Raw genomic sequence first — 21,477 nt, 5'->3', positions numbered from 1 at the left:
GGTCAGTCAGCTCCTTCGGCTGTGATCAATGAAGAGTGGTCATGCTGTTCGGCAAACAACCAGGCTGCAAACCATCCGGCGATCACGGCGCTGATCAACTGCACCATGATGAAGCCCGGCACATCAGCAAGGCGAATGCCCGAAAACGTGTTGGTGAAGCTGCGCGCGATGGTCACGGCAGGATTGGCAAAGGAGGTTGATGCGGTAAACCAATAGGCAGATGTGATGTAAAGTGCCACCAGTGAAGGCACGGCATCTGCCCTCAAACGCAATCCGCCGAAAATTGTCAGGAGCAGTCCGAATGTCGCGACTGCTTCCGCCAGCCACTGGGCTGGCCCGGTGCGCACCGTCTGCGACATCTGCAGAAGCGACAAATCGAACATGGCGTGGGCCAACATCGTTCCGGCAACACCGCCGACGATCTGCGCCGCGACATATGCCAACGACGTTGAAATGCTGATGTCCTTGCGAAGCGCAAAGGTCATCGTCACTGCCGGGTTGAGATGCGCACCCGAGATCGGACCAAGGATCGATATCAGAACGAACAAGACCGCCCCGGTCGCAATCGCATTGCACAGGAGGGCCAGAGCAGAATCCCCGGTCAATCGGTCCGCCATAATGCCTGAACCGACCACTGCCGCGACCAGCAGTGCTGTTCCCAGAGCCTCGGCGGCCAGGCGGCGCTGCAGATCGACCGCCATCTCACACGCTCTCCGCGGGCGTGGCCGCGCAGCACTCCCTGGCAAAAATCTTCCCCTGCGCGCAGATCTCCGGACGGCCTTGGCAGCAGTCTTCCATCAGGAAGCGGATGAGGGCGGACAGTTGCTCATAGGCTGCGCAGTAGATGATCGAGCGCGATTCCCTCTGGGCGGAGACCAGCCCCGCTCGCTCCAACTCCTTGAGGTGAAAGGACACGTTCGACGGCGACACACCTGCCGCTTCCGCGACGGCACCAGCGGCCATGCCCTGCGGGCCAGCCACAACCAGCATACGGATGATCGCAAGACGCGTCTCCTGCGATAGGGCACTGAAGAGCCCGACAGCCTGCCTCTCATCCATAATTCAACATTCCTATGAAAATTGAAATAACAGATACAATAATGCCCCGTAATGCGCAAGAGCACGACGGGGCATCTTCTCCCGAACATACAGCAATCGAAATGCAGGCTGTCGGAAAGAGTATCAGACCTTGGCGGTCTGGCCGGCTTCCTTGAGCGAAGCAAACTTGATGGTCAGGCTGCGGAGGTTATGGTCGATCCACTGGGCCATGTTCACCTCTTCATCCAGATTGGCCTTCAGACCACTCATGGCCGCCGGGAAGCCGCCAAGTTCCGCGACCGTCAGCAGGGACTTGTAGGCCGCGATCTCGAAATTCTCGAAAGCGAAGTTGGCAAACGAATTCTTGATGATCTCGTCACCGGCAACCGTATGGCCAAGTGCCGCCATGGCGCCGGTCATCGATAGTGCCATGTCCTTCAGCGAGGAATGGCTTTCGGACAGGCTGCCCAGGATCTCATCGAGACGCGCGATCTGGCCTTCGGTTTCGCGGATATGCTGCTCCAGCTTCTGGGCCACTTCCGGGTAGTTCTCGATGCGGGAGACCTGCGGTTTCATGATGGAAAGCGCCTGGTTCTCCATGGCATGGGCATTTTTCAGGCCCGTCACGAAGATATCGCGGGTTTCATTGGCTTCTGCCATGTCAATCCTCTTGGGTTCGTTCCATTGGGGTTGTCATGGCACTAACCGGCGGAAGCCAGCAGAGTTCCTCAGCTCTCCTGAACGGCGGTTTTCCAGGCCGTGCGATAGGCGGCGAGCCCCTCCAGAGCCCAAACCTCTGCGGGCTTGGAAGTGGCGGGTAGAAGCCGGATGCCAGCCAGCAATGCTGCCCCTTGGCTTGTACCGGTGGAACCGGAGAGACCAATGACGGACCGCCCAAGCACGGCCTGCAACACCGCCAGATAGGCGGCATTGGCGGCGAAGGGTCCTTCCACCAGGACGGGACCGTCTGCACCGATCAGATCCAGGCAAGCCTCGGTCATCAGAGCCAGATACAGGATGGCAGCGGCCCAGCGCTTAATTTCCCCTTGCCCGTCCGCGTTCACCCAGCGCCGCTTGCGGCCGGGAAACGGCCCTGACCCTTCCGCCACATTGGGCAGCAACATCAGGCGCGATTGAATGACGTCAGGCAGAGCTTCCCGAACGGCGTCTGCGGGATAGGGTCCAAGCTCCGCGGTCAGCAGTTCGAATTCACGGCCGCCCATGAAGCGGGAGGAGGGCACCGCACGGCCATAGGCATCGACATTGGCTAGCGCATCGCGCGCCGGATCCAGATGCTGGAGATCGCCGCCCACGGCGAAGTTGATGACCCATGTGCCCGTGGAGACAACGGCGAAGGGTGCTTCACGCCCCACCAGATGCGGCAACAGAGAGGCATTGGAATCATGAATGCCGCAATAGACTGGCACCGGCTTTTGAAGCCCAAGCTCCGCCGCCAGTGTCGGTCGCACCGGCCCCAGCGCATCGAAGGCGGAACGCACCGGTGCCATCTTATCGCGAATGCCGAGACGATCTACCAGCGAGGAAAATGCCCCCTGCCCCGGCTGCCAAAGATCCGTATGGCAACCGAGCGACGTCGCTTCGTTTGCCGCAACACCCGTCAGCCGATAGGCCCAGTATTGCGGATAGGTCAGGATCGTTCGGACCTTCGCAAACTCGGCCGGAAAGGCTGTCTTCTGAAAATGGATCTGCGCCCCGAGGTTCAGGCCGCCGGACAGAGCGGGCGAAAACGTTTCTGAAAAGGACGGACGAAGCGTCGCGTATGCAGCCCGGATTTCCTCAGAGTATTCGTATTCATAATCCAGCACCGGCATGGCCAGTCCGCCAGCTTCGTCAAGCAATACGCCCGAAGCGCCATGCGTGGTGATGGATATCGCGTCGAAGCCGGGAGCAGCGCTGAATTGCGCCAGGGTTTCGCAAAAAAAGTGCCACAGCGCGTCGATATCGTAATGGGGATAGGGTTCGCCCGGAACAACCTTGTTCGACCTGCGTCGCACATCCAACTCTTCGCCGGTCGCGCAATCGAGCACCAGCACCTTGGCATTAGTCTTGCCGATATCCAGAACAGCAATGCGGCGGGTTTCAGTCATGGCATGTAGAAGACGGGCACGAGGTCGATGGCGACAGGCGAATTATCCGGGTTCGACTCCATGATATCAGCCATATGCGCCCACCAGCGTTTCATGACCGGATGTTCCGGCAGGCTGGCCATGCCGTGATCCGTAGGACGCGTCAGCACGCCAAACAGGACGTTCGTTTCCGGATCGAGATGTATGGAATAATCGCGGACCCCCGCCTGATGCAGTAGCTCCACCAGTTCCGGCCAGATCTCGTCATGCCGTTTTTTGTATTCAGCCTGCATGCCGGGGTTCAGCTTCATCTTGAAAGCGTGTTTTTCGAGCGTCATGACCTGGATGCCTGTTTGATGCGACGCGCCAGAATGGGGAGCGCAATGGTGATGATAAGAAGAAGGCCAACGAAGATCGACATCACAATGCCTGGCACGTTAAGCAGCCCCAGACCGAAGGTGACGAGACCCATGACGAAGGCGGCGATGACGACACCCGCAATCGTACCTGCGCCACCCAGAATGGAGACGCCGCCGAGCACGACCATGGTCACCACTTCCAGCTCCCAGCCTTGCGCGATGGAAGGCCGCGTCGAGCCAAGTCGTGAGGTGAGGCAGACGCTCGCGATACCGCTCATCAGACCCGTCAGCAGGAAGAGGATGAATTTTACCCGCTCTACCGGCACGCCGGAAAAGCGTGCCGCAAAATCGTTATTGCCGATCACATAGACCTGACGGCCGAAATTCGTGGCATGTAGCAGCACCGCAAACACGGCGGCACAGAGCAGGAAAAGGCCGAACTCGAACGAAAACACCCAGAACAAATAGCCCTGGCCGAAATAGGCAAAACTTTCCGGATAGCCGCCATAGGCCTTATCGCCCAGCACGATGTAGGAAATGCCGCGAAACAGGCTCATCGTGCCGATGGTAACCACAATGGACGGCAGTTTCAGCACGGAGACCAGCGTGCCGTTGAACGCGCCACAGAGAACACCGACGCCGATCCCGATGGCAACCAACCCCGCTGTGCCGACGCCAGCCTGCGCCGCCGCGCCCATGGCCGTCGAGGCCAGCGCGATGATGGCAGCGACCGACAGATCGATTTCGCCGGCGATGATCAGAAGCGCCATGGCAAAGGCGATCATCGCCTTTTCGGTGAAGTTGAAGGTCGCGTCCGACAGATTATACGCATCGAGAAAGTAGGGTGAGGCCAGCGAATTGGCGATGAAGATCAGTACCGCCACGCCGAACAGCAGCACTTCCCAGCTGGCGAGAATGCGGGTGACGGGCGTTCCGAGACGATCTGGAATGACGCGGCGGGTAGCGTTTGCGTTGACGTCGCTCATGCGGTCGCCTCGTGGGTAGCACGGTTGCGCAGGATGATACGGCCCTTCTTGGCTTCCGCGCGGGCATTGAAGACAACGGCGAGAATGATGACCACGCCCGAGATCGCCATCTGGGCGAAAGGTGAAATCCCAATCACCGGCAATGCATTCTTGATGACGCCGAGGAAGAGCGACCCCAGCACAGCACCGGCCACGGAACCGATGCCGCCCGCAATGGAAATGCCGCCAATCACGCAGGCCGCGACACTATCCAGCTCAAAGCCATTGGCGATGTCGACATAGGCCACCGCATAGCGAGAGACCCAGAGATAACTGCAAAGGCCCGCCATCGCCCCCGACAGCACGAAGGCAAAGAAGCGCGTGCGGCCGATATCGATGCCCGCATAGACGGCCGCGACCGGATTGCCGCCGGAAGCATAGGCTGAGCGGCCGAAGGGCGTACGCGTCAACAGAAAGCCCATGCCAAGCACCACCGCAATGGCGACCCACGACAGAATGGGAAGTCCGAGAAAGGGCGTGCGCGGCACATTGAGGAAGGTCGGGGTCATCTGATGCGCGTTCACCCAGGCGCCGCCGGACAAGACAAAGGCCATGCCGCGATAGATGGTCAGCGTGCCGAGCGTCACGACAATCGGCGGTATCTGCAAAATCCAGACAAGGAACCCGTTGATCGATCCCAGAAAGGCTCCAATGCCAAGCGCCATCACGATGAGCAGCACCAGGGGCAGATCGGGAAAGGCTGCGTTCGTCATGGCAACCGCCATGCCGGTGAAGGCGAGATTGGCGGCCACCGACAGATCGATGGATTTCGTCAGGATCACCGTCATCTGCGCGAGCGCCAGAATGATCAGGATCGACGTATCGTTGAAGATATTCACGAGATTGCCGGGTTCGGCAAAGCCCTGCGCTCGCGTGGCAAAGCCCGCGATCATCAACACAATGATGCCGGACAGAAGCAGTTCGCGGCTTTTGAGAAGTTTCGTCATGAAGCGCACTCACGCATTGCCGGTCGCGGCGCGCACCAGCGTCTCCGCCGTCGCCTCCGACCGGTCGTAAAGCCCCGCCATCAGCCCCTCGCGCATCACCATGATCCGATCCGACATGCCGAGCACTTCCGGCAGTTCGGACGAGACCATGATGATCGACAGGCCTTGGGAGGCAAGTTCGGAAATGAAGCCGTGCACCGCGGCCTTGGAGCCGATATCGATGCCCTTTGTCGGTTCATCGAGAATGATGACCTTCGGCTGCGTTGCCAGCCACTTGCCGATGACAACCTTCTGCTGGTTACCGCCGGAGAGCGTGCCGACCGGCACCGACAAAGCGGCGGCGCGCAGATCCAGCCGCTCCGCATATTGCCGCGCCAGCTTCAACTCGTTCGCCGCCTTCAGGAAACCGGACCGAGAGGTTTTTGCCAGCGATGGCAGCGTCATGTTCTGGTAGATCGGCATGGGCAGCGCCAGGCCGTGGCGGCCGCGCTCTTCCGGCACATAGACAATGCCCGCCGCAATCGCATCCTGCGCGGTACGAATCTCGACTGACTGACCTTCGAGGGTCAGGCGACCCGCCGAGGGGCGCGTAATGCCAAACAGCGATTGGCAAAGCTCCGAACGACCGGCACCGATGAGCCCGTAAACACCAAGGATTTCGCCGCGCTTCAGCTCAAACGAGATATCGCGAAACTCCGTCGGGTGGCTGTAGCCTTGAACGGAGAGAACCGCCGGTCCAATCTGCGCTTCCACCTTTGGGAAAACGTCATGCACATCGCGGCCCACCATCAGGCGCACGATTTCGCCTTGCGGCGTTTCCTTCAAGCGGCCATGGCCCACCGCCTTGCCATCGCGGAAGACGGCAAAGTTCTCTGCAATTTCATAGAGTTCATCGAATTTGTGGCTGATGAAGAGGATTGCCTTGCCCTGCCGCTTCAAGCCTTGCACGATGCGGAAGAGGTCATCGATTTCCTTGCGGGACAAGGCTGCCGTCGGCTCATCCATGATGACGATGCGCGCTTCGACCGACAGGGCCCGGGCAATCGCCACCAGATGCCGCTGGGCAATCGACAGGTCTTTGAGCCGGATGGTCGGGTCGATATCGCTTTCCAGCTGCTGCAACAGTTCCCGCGAACGGGCGTTGATGGTGCGCCAGTCGATCGTGCGGAAGCGAGTGCGCGGCGCGTGACCGAGGAAGATGTTTTCCCCCACCGTCAGCTCATCGAACAGCACGGTTTCCTGATGGATTGCTGTAACGCCCGCATCGATGGCAGCTTGAGCGCTGGGGAACTGTACCGGCTGGCCATCCAACAGGATCTCGCCTTCGGTCGGCCGGTAGATGCCGGTCAAAATTTTGACGAGCGTGGATTTGCCCGCGCCGTTTTCACCGATCAGCGCCGTCACCTCACCTGGATAGAGGCTGATGGAGACTTGATCCAGCGCCTTCACGCCCGGAAAAATCTGGCTGATGCCGCGCATTTCCAGAATGGGCGTCTCAGCAGCCAGCGGCGTGGTCATAATCATGGGTGCGACAGCATTCATTGTTGATTATATCCAAAGCCCCTCCCCAACCCCTCCCCACAAGGGGGAGGGGCTAACCTGCCGCGCCCTCACGGCATATCACTGAATGATGCCGCGAGTGTTCTCCCCCCTTGTGGGGGAGATGGCCGGCAGGCCAGAGAGGGAATTTCACAACGTGAGGATCAGAAGATCTTCGAGAACTGATCAATATTCTTCGCATTGTAGACGAATGGATCGGCCATTGCGGCTTCACCATTCTCGCCGATCTTGATGGAGCCCATGCGGCCCGCCTTGATCTCGCTGCCCGGCTTGCCGGTCGCATCACCCTTGACGAGGTGATAGGCGATCTGCGTTGCGGAATAGCCGAGATCGATCGGGTTCCAGATGGCGAATTCCTTCGTCGCACCCGACTTGATGGCGCCCGCCATTTCGGACGGAAGACCAAGACCGGTGACATAGACCTGACCGATCTTGCCGGCATCCTTCACGGCCTGCGAGGCAGCAAGAACGCCAACCGTCGTCGGCGCAACGATAACCTTCACATTCGGCTGCGACTTCAGGAGGCCCTGCGCTTCGCGGTAGCTCTTGTCGGCGAGGTCGTCACCATAGACCGTCGTGGCGAGGTTGAGGCCCGGGAAATCCTTCAGCTGCTTCTTCATTTCCGCGATCCATGTATTCTGGTTCGTGGACGTGGTGGTAGCCGAGAGGATCGCGAAATCGCCCTTACCGTCAGGCAGATGGTTCTTCGCAAGCGTCAGACACATCTTGCCGATTAGCTCGTTGGAAGACGGGTTGAGGTGCATGATGCGGCCAGCAGGTGCCACGCCCGAATCCCAGGAGATGACCTTGATGCCGCGCTGGGCAGCCTTCTTAAGCGCCGGAACGACAGCATCCGGATCGTTGGCGGAGATGGCGATGGCATCGACGCCTTGCGCGATCAGCGAGTTGATGACTTCGATCTGGCCTTCCGCCGTCGTGGTGGTCGGGCCGGTATAGATGATTTTCACGCCGCCAAGTTCCTTGGCAGCTTCTTCCGCGCCCTTGTTGGCGGCTTCAAAGAAGCCGTTGCCGAGCGACTTGACGACCAGCGCGATTTTGACATCCGCTGCAGATGCCATGCTGGCCATGGAAACCGATGCGGCCAGCGCCATGGCTGCTGCACCGAAATGACGTCTTGTCAGTTTCATGTTTCACTCCTCCCAAAGTAAATGAACGTTCTCCCCTTCCTCGGCCACGCCTCTCACGCGACGGAGGAAGCATCCTCCTTGACGGGTGAGGCCATCGGCTTCACCGTCAAAACCTTCACGCCCGCCCCTTCCAGCATGGCGACAGCCTCTTCCGAGACGCCATCATCGGTGATGATGGTCGAGACATTCTCAAGCGGACACAGGATCATGCTGGAGCGGCGATTGAACTTGCTCGAATCGACCATCACGATCAGCTCGTCCGCCTGGCGCATCAGGCGTTGCTCGCTCTGGATGACCAGCGCATCTGGCTCCATGACGCCATGCGCCGAAATCCCTTGAGCCCCGATGAACATGCGCCGTGCATAGAAATTTCGGATCGCATCATTTTCGAACGGCGACAGGATCAGGCTCTGGTCGCGATAGATCGCGCCACCTGGCACGGAAACCGTGCACTTCGAATGCTTGACCAGATGTTCGGCAATAGCGAAGGAATTCGTCATCACCTGCAGGCGGCGCGCCGACATGAAATGCACCATCTGGAAAGTGGTCGTGCCGCCGTTGATGATGATCGAATCGCCTTCCTCGCAAAGCTCCACGGCGGCGCGCGCAATTGCGCGTTTCTTGTCGATATTGACCGATTCGGATACTCGGAACGGACGCGCTGCCAGATTGCCCTGTTGCGGTGGATGCACGGCCTCTGCCCCGCCCCGCACACGCCGAAGCTTTCCCTGCACATGCAAAGCCGCAATATCGCGCCGGATCGTCGCCTCGGAAGCCTCGGTCAGCTCGGCAATATCCTGCACGGTCACCACAGGCTTTTCCTGAATGGCGCTCAAGATAATGCGATGGCGTTCGCGTTCGTGCATAGGGTCCTCCTGCTTCGATTTATTCTTAACAACTTGATCATGTCAATCATAAACGATCAAAAAAGATTATATTGCAGCGCACAATGCGTGGTCATGATCGTTTATGATTGACAAAGGGCGCAACCATGCGCGATATCCTCAACCCAAGGAGATGCTTCGCGGCAAACCGCGCAGCGCACGAACACTTGGGAGGACTGTTCCATGTCGGGCAAAACCCGCCTTCTCGAAAATCGTTGGGACGATGCTTACGCCGCCAAGCTCGATGAGCCCGGCAAGCTGCTTTATCGCTCCAACCTGTTGGGCGCGGATAAGCGCATCACCAATTACGGTGGCGGCAATACATCCGCCAAGGTCATGGAAACCGATCCGCTGACCGGCCAGAAGGTGCAGGTCCTCTGGGTCAAGGGCTCTGGCGGTGATGTCGGCACCATCAAGCTAGATGGCTTCGCGACCCTCTATCAGGAAAAGCTGGAGGCCCTGAAGGGCATCTATCAGGGCGTTCACGACGAAGACCGCATGGTGGGCTTCCTGCCGCATTGCACGTTCAACCTGAACCCGCGTGCTGCTTCCATCGATACGCCGCTCCATGGTTTCGTGCCGTTCACACATGTCGACCATATGCATCCGGACGCCATCATTGCCATCGCCGCCTCGAAGAATTCGAAAGAGTTGACGCAGAAGATTTTTGGCGCCGACATCGGCTGGCTGCCCTGGCGCCGCCCCGGCTTCCAGCTGGGTCTCGATCTCGAAGCCTTCGTGAAGACCAACCCGAATGCCAAGGGCGTGGTGCTGGAAAGCCACGGCCTGTTTACCTGGGCCAATGACGCCAAGGAATGCTATGAGCTGACGCTGGAAATCATTAACAAGGCCATCGAGTGGTTCGCGGCGCAGACGGAAGGCAAGGTCATCTTCGGCGGTGCCGTGACGACAAGCCTGCCTGCCAATCAGCGCCGCGCGATTGCTGCGAAACTGATGCCGGAAATTCGCGGCCGCATCGGCAAGGCCGAGCGCAAGCTGGGTGACTTCGACGATCAGGATGCCGTGCTGGAATTCGTCAATTCCAATAACCTGAAGCCGCTGGGCGCGCTTGGCACCTCCTGCCCCGACCACTTCCTGCGCACAAAAATCCGCCCGCTGATCCTCAATTTCGATCCGGCCAAGCCGGATGTCGATACCGTGATCGCCGGTCTGGACAAGGCGCTGGAAGATTATCGCGCCGATTACACGCGTTATTATGAAGCCTGCAAGCACGATAATTCGCCCAGGATCCGCGATCCCAATCCGGTCATCTTCCTGGTTCCGGGCGTCGGCATGCTCTCCTTTGCCAAGGATAAGGCGACGGCGCGCATTGCCGGTGAATTCTACGTCAACGCCATCAACGTCATGCGCGGCGCGTCCACCGTGTCCGAGTATCAGGGCCTTCCCGAGCAGGAGGCTTTCGATATCGAATACTGGCTGCTGGAAGAGGCAAAGCTGCAGCGCATGCCAAAGCCAAAGAGCCTGGCAGGCCGCGTGGCCTTCGTGACCGGCGGCGCGGGCGGCATTGGTCGCGCAACGGCGGAACGCCTGATGGCGGAAGGCGCCTGCGTGGTGCTGGCCGATATCGATGCGGAAGCGCTGGGAACGGCAAAAGCCGATTTCGCCAAGCGTTACAGCCATGATGCGGTCCGCTCCGTGCAGCTGGATGTGACGAAGGAAGATGCGGTGGCTGCCGCCTTCTCAGAGGCTTGCGTGGAATTCGGCGGCGTCGATATTCTGGTTTCCAATGCCGGTATTGCGTCGTCCGCTCCGGTCGAAGAAACCACGCTTGCCATGTGGGACAAGAACATCAGCATTCTCACCACTGGCTATTTTCTGGTGTCGCGCGAGGCCTTCCGTCTGTTCCGTCGCCAGAACCTCGGCGGCAATGTGGTCTTCGTCGCCTCCAAGAACGGCCTTGCTTCTTCTCCGAATGCATCCGCCTATTGCACGGCCAAGGCTGCGGAAATCCATCTGGCCCGTTGCCTTGCGCTGGAAGGCGCAGAGGCCGGCATCCGCGTCAATACCGTCAACCCGGACGCGGTGCTTCGCGGCTCAAAGATCTGGAACGGCGAATGGCGCGAACAACGTGCGGCGTCTTCCAAGATCGAGGTGACCGATCTGGAAGAGCATTACCGCAAGCGCTCCATGCTGAAGCTGAACGTCTTCCCGGAAGATATCGCGGAAGCCATCTACTTCCTTGCATCCGATCTTTCAGCCAAGTCGACCGGCAACATCATCAATGTGGATGCCGGTAACGCCCAGAGCTTTACGCGGTAAGTAACGTCGCTGTTTGGTGACTTGAGGCTCACCCCCCTCTGCCTTGCCAGGCATCTCCCCCTTAAAGCGGGGGAGATCAGCAGAGCGGCCTCCGCTCGTTCCATCGCTCTTGTCGAGCACAAGGACGAGCAGAGGCATGGCAGAGGAGGAAAGGGAGTTAACCACGAGTCGATCTCCCCCCTTGAGGGGGAGATGTCCGGCAGGACAGAGGGGGGTGTCGTAAATTGCGCAGGCCGCAATAGCCCACCCACCGATAACGAATGATCGATTTGGGAGGAATGAATGACAGATCTGAAGATTGCAGGCGATGTGATCGCCGCTGAAAACGAGAAGCGCACGTCCGCTCACCATTCGGATTATGCCGCGCTGGGCGAAAAGCTGGCCCGCAACAACATCGACATCAACGCCATCACGCAGAAGGTCGCGGACTTCTTCGTGGCCGTCCCCTCCTGGGGCGTCGGCACCGGCGGCACGCGCTTTGCCCGTTTTCCAGGGCTCGGCGAACCGCGCCATATCTTCGACAAACTGGAAGATTGCAGCGTCATCCATCAACTGACGCAGGCCACCCCGACCGTTTCCCTGCATATTCCTTGGGACAAGGCGGACCCGAAAGAGCTGAAGGCCAAGGGTGATGCGCTCGGCCTCGGCTTCGACGCGATGAACTCCAACACGTTTTCCGATTCGGCCGATCAGGCGCATTCGTACAAGTTTGGCTCGCTCAGCCATGTGGATGCGGCGACCCGCGCCCAGGCCGTAGAGCACAATCTGGAATGCATCGAGATCGGCAAGGCCATTGGCTCGAAGGCATTGACAGTCTGGATCGGCGATGGCTCCAACTTCCCCGGCCAATCGAACTTCACTCGCCAGTTCGAGCGCTATCTCGACTCCATGCGCACCATCTACAAGGCGCTGCCGGATGATTGGCGGCTGTTTTCCGAACACAAGATGTATGAGCCAGCCTTCTATTCGACGGTCGTGCAGGACTGGGGTACGAACTATCTGATCGCGCAGACGCTCGGCGAAAAAGCCTTCTGCCTTGTTGACCTAGGACACCATGCGCCGAACACGAATATCGAGATGATCGTTGCGCGCCTTATTCAGTTCGGCAAGCTCGGCGGCTTCCACTTCAACGACTCGAAGTATGGCGATGACGATCTGGACGCCGGTTCCGTCGAGCCCTATCGCCTGTTCCTTGTGTTCAACGAACTTGTCGATGCCGAGCACCGCGGCGTGAAAGGCTTCCACCCGGTGCATATGATCGACCAGAGCCATAACGTAACGGACCCGATCGAAAGCCTGATTTCATCCGCCAACGAAATCCGCCGCGCATATGCGCAGGCACTGCTGGTGGATCGGGGGGCTCTGGAAGGCTTCCAGAACGACAATGACGCGCTGATGGCGACGGAGACATTAAAGCGCGCCTATCGCACCGATGTGGAGGCCATTCTGGCGGAAGCCCGCCGTCGTGCTGGCGGCGCGATCGATCCCGTCGCAACCTATCGCGCCAGCGGCTATCGCGCCCATGTCGCGGCACAACGTCCGGCCGTAAAAAGTGGCTCCGGCGGCATTGTTTGATTGCAAAAATGCATCAAAAGTTGTAAACCACATCGAAATTCCTAAATTAACTATATGCGTTAAGCAAACTTAAGGATCGGTTAACAAGGCCCCTTCGCGGGGCCTTTTTGTCTGATACAGTGTCGGCTCTAAGCACGGGGACGGACGCTATGATGGACATTTCCGACCAGGATCGAAGCAGCTACGCCGCAATTGACAGGCATGGTTTTGAAGTTTCCGCCCAGAGCGACGATCGTCCCGACGAGGATCTCTCGATGTCAGGGCGACGCATTCTGGCATCGCCGTTGCCGATAGAACTCAGCTTTGCCACCAAGACCTATCGGGATCTGGATGTTCGACTGGACCCGGCGCAGAAGGCCCTGTGGTACTTCATGAAGCCCACGGAAGCGCCAAGCTACACGCCTTCGCTGCTCAGCGATCTGCGTGACATGTCGAACCAGCTCAAGCTGTTCATGAGCCGTGCGGCACCCGAACGTCCGGTCCAATATCTTGTGATCGGATCCAAATTGCCGAACATCTTCAATCTTGGCGGCGACCTCGGCTATTTCGCCAAACATATTCGCGCCCGGGACCGGGAAGGCTTGAGGCAGTATGCGCGCGCCTGCGTCGATCTCGTCTACTCGTCCTATATGAGCTTCGACCTGCCGATAGTGTTAATCTCTGTCGTCCAGGGCGATGCGCTGGGCGGCGGATTCGAAGCGGCCATGGCCTCCGACATCATCATCGCCGAACGATCTGCGAAGTTCGGCCTGCCGGAAATTCTCTTCAATCTCTTTCCGGGCATGGGTGCCTATAGCTTCCTCTCGCGCCGGCTGGACCCGGTTCGTGCCAGCCAGATGATCATGAGCGGCCGCATCTACTCGGCCGATGAACTGCATGCGATGGGTCTGGTGGATCTGGTGGTCGAGGACGGCACCGGCCAACAGGCCGCGAAGGAGTACATCAATCGAAACAATCGCAAGCATTCCATCTACCGGACACTGCGTGACGTGCGCCGGCGGGTCAACCCGCTAGCCTATGAAGAACTCATCGATGTCGTAGATCTATGGGTCGATGCCGCGATGGAACTGGAAGAATCGGATCTGCGCAAGATCGACCGTCTTCGCATTGCTCAGGCCAAGCGCATCGGTGCGGCGGTCGACTGATCAAGATAAAAGGGCGCAAATCTGAAAAGATTGCGCCCTGCCTTTAGTATCACTGGATGCAGGCGGCTTGATCCGCCGCGGAAATTATTCCGCTTCGTTGGCAGAATCGGCGTTCAGCTGGCCGTACTTTTCCTCGCCCAGCTTGTTCAGAAGCTCGAGTTGCGTCTCCAGGAAGTCGATATGGCCTTCCTCATCGATCAGCAGTTCCTCGAAAAGCTTCATGGAAACGTAATCGCCCGCTTCGTGACAGATGTCGCGAGACGCCTTGTAGGATGTGCGGGCATCGTACTCGCCGGCCAAGTCAGCGTCCAGAACCTCACGAATGTTCTGGCCGATACGCAGCGGTGCGAGAGTCTGGAGGTTGGGGTGACCTTCGAGGAAGATAATCCGCGCCACCAGCTTGTCGGCGTGCTGCATTTCCTCGATGGATTCCGCACGTTCCTTTTTGGCGAGCTTGGTATAGCCCCAATCTTCGAGCAACCGGTAATGCAGCCAGTATTGGTTAACCGCGCCCAGCTCGAGGAATAGTGCCTCGTTAAGCCGCTCGATGACTCTTTTGTCGCCTTTCAATGTCCGCTCTCCTGTTGTCTTCATGGAACTTCTTCAAGCGGGACATGTAATCGACAATCTCGGCTTCGGTCGAGTGACGCGCTGCATGATATTCTTCGGTTGTGCGGATGATGATATCGACCACATTGGGGAAACATCCGCAGCAACGTCCGCGCTTCTGCATGGCATGATAAACTTTGGCGGGAACGATCAGCTGCCAACAGTCCTCATCAAGGAGACTGTTGATCACATCCTTGATTTCCCGATCGGTGATGTAATTGCAACTGCAGACAAGCATCGTCCATAAGCCATCAAACATGACATTCGATATCCTGTTTTTATAAAGAGGATGCGCAATGTCAAGAAAAATGATCGTCTGCCTGCTATCAGGGCAGCTTAGAAGCCGCTTGGCGCGCTCAAAAGGACGTGACGTCTCTTCTTCAAAATTCATGTTCAATGCCTGAGAAAGAAGCGCCGCCTTTTCAATGAAAATTGCGCCCTCTCGGCAGAACCCGGGCATTGTCATCGAACAGACCAGGCGAAGGCGCAGGTGCTGATCTTTCTGCCGCTGCCTTCCTGCGCACCAATTGCTCGCGATGATCCAGCGTGGCTCGCAGCACCTCATCGGCGCGCTCGCAGACACCAAAACGGCGTTTCTCCGCCTGCAGAAGCCCCAGCATGGGAGTCAAATCCTCGATATGGTCGGCGATGACGTGGATCACGTCGCTTTCCCGCTGCAACAGCCCGCGGATACGCACCAACCGTGCTGCCATCACCACGGCACGATAATTCGCAAAGATCTTCGGACGCACGATAACATTCGCAACACCCGTCTCATCCTCCAGTGTCATGAAGATCACCTTGGCGGTGCCGGGCCGCTGGCGGATTAGCACAAGGCCTGCCACTTCCACCCGACGGTTTTTCTCGGCCGTCCTCAAGGCAGCCGTCGTCACCATCGCCCGCCCCTGCAGCTCCGCCCGCAGGAAAGAGACGGGATGCGCCTTCAGCGACAGAGTGAGGCTGCGATAATCCTCGATCACCTGTTCGCCAGGCGGCATCTCCGGCAGATCCATTGCCGGTTCGTCCTGCAGGTCTTCGTGACCGGTGCGCTCGAAGAGCGGCAGGCTTTCGCTAGCACTTTTGGCATCCAAAGCCTTCACCGCCCACAACGCCTGGCGCCGGTCGAGCCCCATGGAACGAAAGGCATCCGCATCCGCCAGCTTCTCGATCGTCGCGCGGTTGAGGCCAGAACGCAGCCACAGATCCCGGATCGAGCGATACCCCTTACCCCGCGCCGCCACCAGCTTCTGCCGGATCTCCGCTTCAGCAAGCCCTTTGACCAGCCGGAAACCAAGCCGTACCGATTTCTGCGCCTGAATGACTTTGGACATGCTCCGGTGCTGCGGCGCCATCGAACGGCCATCAAACCCATTGCCCTTCTCCAACACGGCATCCCAATCGGAAAAATTGACATCGACCGGCAGCACCTCGATCCCATGCTCGCGCGCATCCCGCACCAATTGGGCGGGCGCATAGAAACCCATGGGCTGGGAATTCAGGATGGCCGCCAGAAACACATCGGGGTAGAGCGCCTTGAACCAGCAGGAGACATAAACCAGCAAAGCGAATGAAGCGGCATGGCTTTCCGGAAAGCCGTATTCGCCAAAGCCTTCGATCTGGCTGAAACAGCGCTCGGCAAACTCCCTTTCGTAACCGCGTTCGACCATGTTCCCGACCATCCTGTCGCGGAACGTATGCACCTTCCCCGTACGTTTGAAGGTTGCCATGGCCCGGCGCAGCTTGTCCGCTTCGCTGGGAGAAAACTTCGCCGCCACGATTGCAATCTGCATGGCCTGTTCCTGGAACAGAGGCACACCCAGCGTCCGCTCCAGCACATCCTTCAGCTCATGCTTGGGATAGGTGACCTCCTTGCCATAGAGCCGCTTCTCCTCGCGGCGCTTGAGGTAAGGATGCACCATATTGCCCTGGATGGGGCCGGGGCGAACGATCGCGACCTCAATGACCAGATCATAGAATTCCCGTGGGCGAAGGCGCGGCAGCATGCTCATCTGTGCCCGGCTTTCGATCTGGAATACACCGATCGTATCGGCACGGCAGATCATGTCGTAGACATCAGACCTCTGTTCCCCGATAATCCCGGCCAGATCCTTTTGCAGCCCGTAATGATCGTCCAGAAGCCTGAAGGCCTTCGCAAGGCAGGTCAGCATGCCAAGCGCCAGAACATCGACCTTCAAAAGGTTGAGTGTATCGAGATCATCCTTGTTCCACTCGATCATGTAGCGCCCGGGCATGGCGGTCGGCATGATCGGCACAACCTCGTCCAGCCTGTCACGCGTCATCACGAAGCCTCCGACATGCTGGGTGAGATGGCGCGGGAAGTTCATCAATTCGCGCGCATAACCAAGCACCTGCCGAGTAGTCGGATCGCGCATGTCGAGGCCGGCGTTCCGGGCATCGCGGTCGGAGATCCCCTCCGTGGACCAGCCCCAAACGGTACTTGAGAGAGCCGACTGCACATCCTCCGAAAGACCGAAGGCCTTTGCCACCTCCCGGCCGGAAGAACGGGTGCGGTAGCTGGTGACGGCTGCCGCCAGACCCGCATGCTCCTTGCCATAGGTGCTGTAGATGAACTGGATGACCTCCTCGCGGCGCGCATGTTCGAAATCGACATCGATATCCGGCGGCTCATCCCGCTCAGAAGACAGAAAGCGGGCGAAGAGAAGCTTATGTTTGGCCGGATTGACATCAGTGATACCAAGACAATAGCAGACGGTGGAATTGGCGGCTGAGCCTCGTCCCTGGCAGAGGATGTTTTGCGAACGCGCAAACTCCATGATCCTGTGAACAGTCAGAAAATAGGGAGCATATTGCTTGTCCCGGATCAGCTGCAGCTCCTCGCGGATCTGACGCTCGACGTCTTCTGAGATTTTACCGCCAAATCGTTTCAGCGCTCCCTCATAGGTCAGGCGCTCCAGAGTATCTGAGGGCGTTTCTCCCTTGTGTTTCTCTTCCGGATAATTGTGCTCCAACTCGTCCAGCGAGAACTTCAACTGCGAGAAAAAACGCAGGCTATTGGAGATCGCTTGCGGATATTGGCGAAATACGGGCTCCAGCTTTTCAGAGGTTTTCAGATAACGCTCGCCATTGGCGGCAAAGCGAAAGCCGGCCTCCTGCGCGGTGACATGCTCGCGAATGGCGGTGACCACATCGGCGAGCGGTCGCCGCTTGCGATCATGATAAAGTGGTTGATTGGTGGCAATCAAAGGAATGCTGGTCGCCTGGGCCCATTGGGCAAAGCTTGCAAAGGCAAAGGCATCGCGCCCGTCATATTCCGGGGCAAGCCCCAGATAGAACCGAGCACCGAAGCGAGACTTCAGACGCGACAGAAGATCCGGAAAGCTCTCACGCGCCTGCCCATTTGCCAGAAGGTTGCGGCCCGGCAGCAGGGCCAGCATCATCTGATCTCCCCATTCCAGGAGATCGTCGCGATAGAGAAGGCAATTGCCCTTTTCAGTGCGCAGATTGCCCTGACTCAACAACCGGCAGAGATGCCCCCAGCCCTGCCTGTCGATAGGAAAGGCCAGCATATCCGGCGTGTCATCGGCAAAGACGAGCCGCGCACCCGGTTGTACCCTAAGGTTCGTCTTTGCCTTCATGTCGCGCAATTTTGCATGCGCCCGCACCACGCCTGCAACAGTGTTGCGGTCGGCAATGCCAAGACCGTGAAGGCCAAGCTTCGACGCTTCCTCAACCATTTCCTCTGGATGGGAAGCACCCTCCAGAAAGGAGAAATTGGTTCGCGCGCCGATCTCGCAAAAGGGTGGGTCTTCCGGCTTCATGCGAAAATACCGTGCATGTACCAGCGCGGATTGGGCGTCTGGTCATAAAGGCCCTCGCGATAGACCCAGAAACGTTCGCCGGTCTCACACTCCAGCCGAAAGTAGTCGCGGGTTCGATCCACCTTTTTCGGTTTGCCCTCCTCATCCTCGACCGCATCCAGCCACCATTCGGTCGCAATACGCTCCGGCCCCTCGGCGCGGCTGACTTTATGATTGAGGCGGCGCCAGCGAAAACGGACAGGGGGGCCATCCGGCACTTCCGCCGCATAGGCTTCCAACGGCTCGGGATGGGTGAAGAGGCGCAAAGGCCGCTCGACCGTGCGATGAAGGGGCGCGGCCTCCTGCATCGGCTTCCTGACCATCAGATGCTCGATCGCCGCAACCGGAACGACCGCTCGCTCCGGGATATGGCTTTCGCGCAGTTGATAGGTTTGCAGACAATCAGCGCCCAGCCGGGCGGAGACCTGATCAACGAACTCCGCCAATGACTGCTGTCGGCGATCATTGTCTTCGAAGTCACCTTGCCGGGCATCGAAAGGCTCATGCCGCAACACGTTGAGGCGCAGGATCTCGAAACCAAAGCCGGCATCCAGATCGTCATGCACCGCCTGCAGCCGCTCGGCAAAGAGACGGGCGATCCGCTCCTTGTCGCGCAAGGGCGTGGACGCCCCTGCCTTCAGGCGAAAGACCTGCCCATCCACCCGGAACAGAACGAGCTCGAAGAGCCGTCCGCCGGCACCTCGCGCCTCCAGGCTGGGCGCAAGCCCATCGGCCAGTTGGCGTGCAAGAGACAGAATGTGATCCTGCGCCTGAATGGGTTCGGCAAGGCGCCGTTCGGCAGACAGGGGCGCCACGGGAAGCCGCGGCGAAATTGCCTCTTCATCCCGTCCCAGTGCCTGGTCAAGGCGTAAAAGCAGCACTGCGCCGAAGCGGCGCACCAGTGGCGCCCGCGGGGCGTCCAAGAGATCGCCGATCTGTTTCAACCCCACCTTGGCGAGGGCCTGGATGGTCGAGGCTTCGATCCGCAAGGCCGACAGCGGCAGAGGTGCCAAGACGTCTTCGGCTTCATGCGCCTCCACGATCGGCTTGCCGCCAAAGCGGGCCAGCGCCGAGGAGAGCCCCGGCGATGGTGAAATGGCCGCATGCGCCTCCAGCCCCATGGCCAAAAGCCGGGCGGACATTTCATCCAGCAAGGGCTGCTCGCCGCCGAATAGGTGGCTGCTGCCAGTAATATCCAGGAACAGGCCGTCAGACCCTTCAAGCGCCACCAGAGGGGTGTAACGATCACACCAGTCTGCCAATGCCTCCAGAAAACGCCGATCAGCCGCCTGATCCTCCTCGATGACGAGAAGCGACGGACAAATGGCCCGCGCCTCTGTCAGGCCCTGCCCGCATTTCAGGCCGATCCTTGCGGCATTCTCGTCGACGGCGGTCAGACGCACGGCATTATCGCGCCTGCCGGCGCAGACGAGCGGTGTCTCATCACGATGCCCGGTCAAACGCCAGGACAGCCCCCAGCAGCGGCGCAATATCCTGTCTGTCGCCAGCTTTGGAAAGTGAACGGCCAGAATGCGCTGGCCTGTCCTCCCGAAGGAGAGGCTGTTCTGCGGATGAAAGGTCTCGGAATTGGCGGTCATGAGGGTTCCACTCCAGCAGGAATGAGAGAGGCGCCGGGTTTCGGCTCTTCTCCAGGGTGAGACGGAAGACGGAATGGCCGATGCTACCGCCTAGCATCGATCCGTCGGGAAGAAGGCGCGCGCGCGCCGGAAAAGGCTCCAGCAGGAAGCGGAAGAGGGCGCTGCTTGCCTCCTCCTCTCCGGCATGGCGCAACAGCAGAAGCGGCCGCCCCGCCGCCTTTGCCCGCAAATGCAACCGTCTGCTTTCGGTCAGGCCAAACGCTTTGGGGTTTCCCCGGATCTCCAAAATCGTCGTGCCAAAAATGCCGCTGGCCAGCGCCGCTTCCGCAAGCCACAGCGCGTCTTCCAGCCGGTCTGGCCTGGCGACAAGGAAACGCGCGATGTCCAGGCCAAACTGCCGAAGCCCCAGAGGGTAGGGCGATCCTGCTTCCATTGCCGACATCCTGTCTGCAATCCACAGAAACGGTGCCGGGCCCGTTGCGCCTCTCTCCTGCATCAACCCGCTCAAGGCCAGGGCAAAACCGCTGGACGCTCCGGCATCCCTAAAACCCTGGCTACGAATCTCGGTAATTCCCTCGAGGGGAAGGCCGCCCTCCAGAGCCTCGTCCAACGCCTCTACGCCGAGAGAAAGACGGTGCGCACGCTCCTCTGCAGGATATGCGTCTTGGCGTGCCGCAGCCATGGACGGAACGGCCTTGCCTTCCAATTTTGCAATCGTTTCGCGCAGGGCAAAAACCGTCTCCTGCGCCAGGACAGCTCGTGCCATGACGTCAGCTCCATGCTCATATGTTCACTTTATGTTCTTATGGATTCCAGAGGCCGAGAGAAGAGTCAACCATCACAGGAAGAAGATTCCTGCCCCTGTGGATCAGGAGGCTTGAATCCGCTCTCGAAAAAAAATCCCGAAAACCTTATATGGGCAGTTAAAAAGGAGCATACATGGCCCGTGTCGACCAGACTGATGATTGGCGGGACCGCCACGCCCCGACCATCAGCGCCTTCGAATCGCTGGCAATCGAGGCCTACGGCACCCTGCCGGAAGAATTCCGCGCGCTCACAGGAAACCTGATCATCGAGATCGAGGATTTTCCCGATGACGAAGTGTTCGAGGATATGGCGCTTGAGACGCCTTTCGACCTTCTGGGTCTTTTCGAAGGCCGCGGCATTTCAGAGCGTTTCACCGTGGAAACCGGTGAGTTGCCGAACCGTATCCGCCTCTATCGCCGCCCGATCCTGGATTACTGGGCGGAAAACGAGGAAACCCTGGGTGACATCATCACCCATGTGCTGATCCACGAGATCGGCCACCACTTCGGCCTCTCCGACGATGACATGGAACGCATTGAGGAAAGTGCCGAGGAAGCGGCGGACCGGACAGGCTAA

Annotated in this window: 19 protein-coding genes; 4 read left to right on the top strand and 15 right to left on the bottom strand. The window is 59.1% G+C overall.

Annotated elements, in window-relative coordinates; translation table 11 throughout:
- Positions 1-2 precede the first annotated feature (2 nt).
- From Q2T52_RS22220 to Q2T52_RS22175, 10 genes are all read right to left on the bottom strand, one after another.
- Positions 3-701: an aquaporin gene (locus Q2T52_RS22220; RefSeq protein ID WP_302079071.1), complete on the bottom strand. Its 699-nt coding sequence runs from the start codon at positions 699-701 to the stop codon at positions 3-5.
- Between the two features lies 1 nt (position 702).
- Positions 703-1,059, bottom strand: a complete 357-nt coding sequence (locus Q2T52_RS22215) for an ArsR/SmtB family transcription factor (RefSeq protein ID WP_302079070.1) — start codon at positions 1,057-1,059, stop codon at positions 703-705.
- A gap of 123 nt (positions 1,060-1,182) precedes the next feature.
- A complete protein-coding gene (locus Q2T52_RS22210; protein ID WP_302079069.1) occupies positions 1,183-1,698 on the bottom strand; it encodes a ferritin-like domain-containing protein in 516 nt (171 codons plus the stop codon).
- 68 nt (positions 1,699-1,766) lie between these two features.
- Positions 1,767-3,146, bottom strand: a complete 1,380-nt coding sequence (locus Q2T52_RS22205) for an FGGY-family carbohydrate kinase (protein WP_302079068.1) — start codon at positions 3,144-3,146, stop codon at positions 1,767-1,769.
- Positions 3,143-3,463, bottom strand: a complete 321-nt coding sequence (gene rhaM, locus Q2T52_RS22200) for an L-rhamnose mutarotase (RefSeq protein WP_302079067.1) — start codon at positions 3,461-3,463, stop codon at positions 3,143-3,145. Before rhaM ends, Q2T52_RS22205 begins: the two co-directional genes overlap by 4 nt.
- Positions 3,460-4,470, bottom strand: coding sequence for an ABC transporter permease (locus tag Q2T52_RS22195; protein WP_302079066.1), 1,011 nt, complete (start codon positions 4,468-4,470; stop codon positions 3,460-3,462). The genes rhaM and Q2T52_RS22195 overlap by 4 nt, the downstream gene beginning before the upstream one ends.
- Entirely contained in the window at positions 4,467-5,456 is a 990-nt protein-coding gene (locus tag Q2T52_RS22190) for an ABC transporter permease (protein WP_302079065.1), read from the bottom strand. The genes Q2T52_RS22195 and Q2T52_RS22190 overlap by 4 nt, the downstream gene beginning before the upstream one ends.
- Before the next feature lie 9 nt (positions 5,457-5,465).
- Positions 5,466-6,998, bottom strand: a complete 1,533-nt coding sequence (locus Q2T52_RS22185; RefSeq protein WP_302079064.1) for a sugar ABC transporter ATP-binding protein — start codon at positions 6,996-6,998, stop codon at positions 5,466-5,468.
- A gap of 161 nt (positions 6,999-7,159) precedes the next feature.
- Positions 7,160-8,164, bottom strand: a complete 1,005-nt coding sequence (rhaS, locus tag Q2T52_RS22180) for a rhamnose ABC transporter substrate-binding protein (protein ID WP_302079063.1) — start codon at positions 8,162-8,164, stop codon at positions 7,160-7,162.
- Between the two features lie 53 nt (positions 8,165-8,217).
- Positions 8,218-9,030: a DeoR/GlpR family DNA-binding transcription regulator gene (locus Q2T52_RS22175; protein WP_302079062.1), complete on the bottom strand. Its 813-nt coding sequence runs from the start codon at positions 9,028-9,030 to the stop codon at positions 8,218-8,220.
- A 201-nt stretch (positions 9,031-9,231) separates the two neighbouring features.
- Between Q2T52_RS22175 and Q2T52_RS22170 the strand changes: the two genes are divergently transcribed.
- The 3 genes from Q2T52_RS22170 to Q2T52_RS22160 all read left to right on the top strand — a co-directional run bounded on the left by Q2T52_RS22170 (position 9,232) and on the right by Q2T52_RS22160 (position 14,048).
- The gene (locus Q2T52_RS22170; RefSeq protein ID WP_302079061.1) at positions 9,232-11,328 is read left to right on the top strand and encodes a bifunctional rhamnulose-1-phosphate aldolase/short-chain dehydrogenase; all 2,097 of its coding nucleotides are present in this window, start codon (positions 9,232-9,234) and stop codon (positions 11,326-11,328) included.
- A 282-nt stretch (positions 11,329-11,610) separates the two neighbouring features.
- Positions 11,611-12,903 carry an L-rhamnose catabolism isomerase gene (gene rhaI / locus Q2T52_RS22165; RefSeq protein ID WP_302079060.1) on the top strand — a complete coding sequence of 431 codons (1,293 nt, stop codon included), beginning with the start codon at positions 11,611-11,613 and terminating at the stop codon, positions 12,901-12,903.
- A 149-nt stretch (positions 12,904-13,052) separates the two neighbouring features.
- Complete coding sequence (locus Q2T52_RS22160) at positions 13,053-14,048, top strand: crotonase/enoyl-CoA hydratase family protein (protein ID WP_302079059.1); 996 nt, start codon at positions 13,053-13,055, stop codon at positions 14,046-14,048.
- 84 nt (positions 14,049-14,132) lie between these two features.
- On the opposite strand, the gene bfr is transcribed toward Q2T52_RS22160, so the two are convergent.
- The 5 genes from bfr to Q2T52_RS22135 form a co-directional block, all read right to left on the bottom strand.
- On the bottom strand, positions 14,133-14,618 hold the full coding sequence (bfr, locus tag Q2T52_RS22155) for a bacterioferritin (RefSeq protein WP_302079058.1): 486 nt from the start codon (positions 14,616-14,618) through the stop codon (positions 14,133-14,135).
- Positions 14,584-14,895 (bottom strand): (2Fe-2S)-binding protein, encoded by a 312-nt coding sequence (locus tag Q2T52_RS22150; RefSeq protein WP_302079101.1) that lies wholly within the window; start codon positions 14,893-14,895, stop codon positions 14,584-14,586. Before Q2T52_RS22150 ends, bfr begins: the two co-directional genes overlap by 35 nt.
- 184 nt (positions 14,896-15,079) lie before the next feature.
- Positions 15,080-18,457, bottom strand: a complete 3,378-nt coding sequence (locus Q2T52_RS22145; RefSeq protein ID WP_302079057.1) for an error-prone DNA polymerase — start codon at positions 18,455-18,457, stop codon at positions 15,080-15,082.
- The gene (locus Q2T52_RS22140) at positions 18,454-19,956 is read right to left on the bottom strand and encodes a Y-family DNA polymerase (protein WP_302079100.1); all 1,503 of its coding nucleotides are present in this window, start codon (positions 19,954-19,956) and stop codon (positions 18,454-18,456) included. The genes Q2T52_RS22145 and Q2T52_RS22140 overlap by 4 nt, the downstream gene beginning before the upstream one ends.
- Positions 19,940-20,860 carry an ImuA family protein gene (locus Q2T52_RS22135; protein ID WP_302079056.1) on the bottom strand — a complete coding sequence of 307 codons (921 nt, stop codon included), beginning with the start codon at positions 20,858-20,860 and terminating at the stop codon, positions 19,940-19,942. The genes Q2T52_RS22140 and Q2T52_RS22135 overlap by 17 nt, the downstream gene beginning before the upstream one ends.
- 173 nt (positions 20,861-21,033) lie before the next feature.
- Here Q2T52_RS22135 and Q2T52_RS22130 point away from each other — a divergent pair, with 173 nt between their 5' ends.
- Positions 21,034-21,477 carry a metallopeptidase family protein gene (locus tag Q2T52_RS22130; protein WP_302079055.1) on the top strand — a complete coding sequence of 148 codons (444 nt, stop codon included), beginning with the start codon at positions 21,034-21,036 and terminating at the stop codon, positions 21,475-21,477.

It is taken from the genome of Rhizobium oryzicola (assembly GCF_030504645.1).
Taxonomy (GTDB): Bacteria; Pseudomonadota; Alphaproteobacteria; order Rhizobiales; family Rhizobiaceae; genus Neorhizobium; species Neorhizobium oryzicola.
The sequence above is the reverse complement of the archived record's forward strand: the minus strand, read 5'-3'. Positions and strand labels throughout refer to the sequence as shown.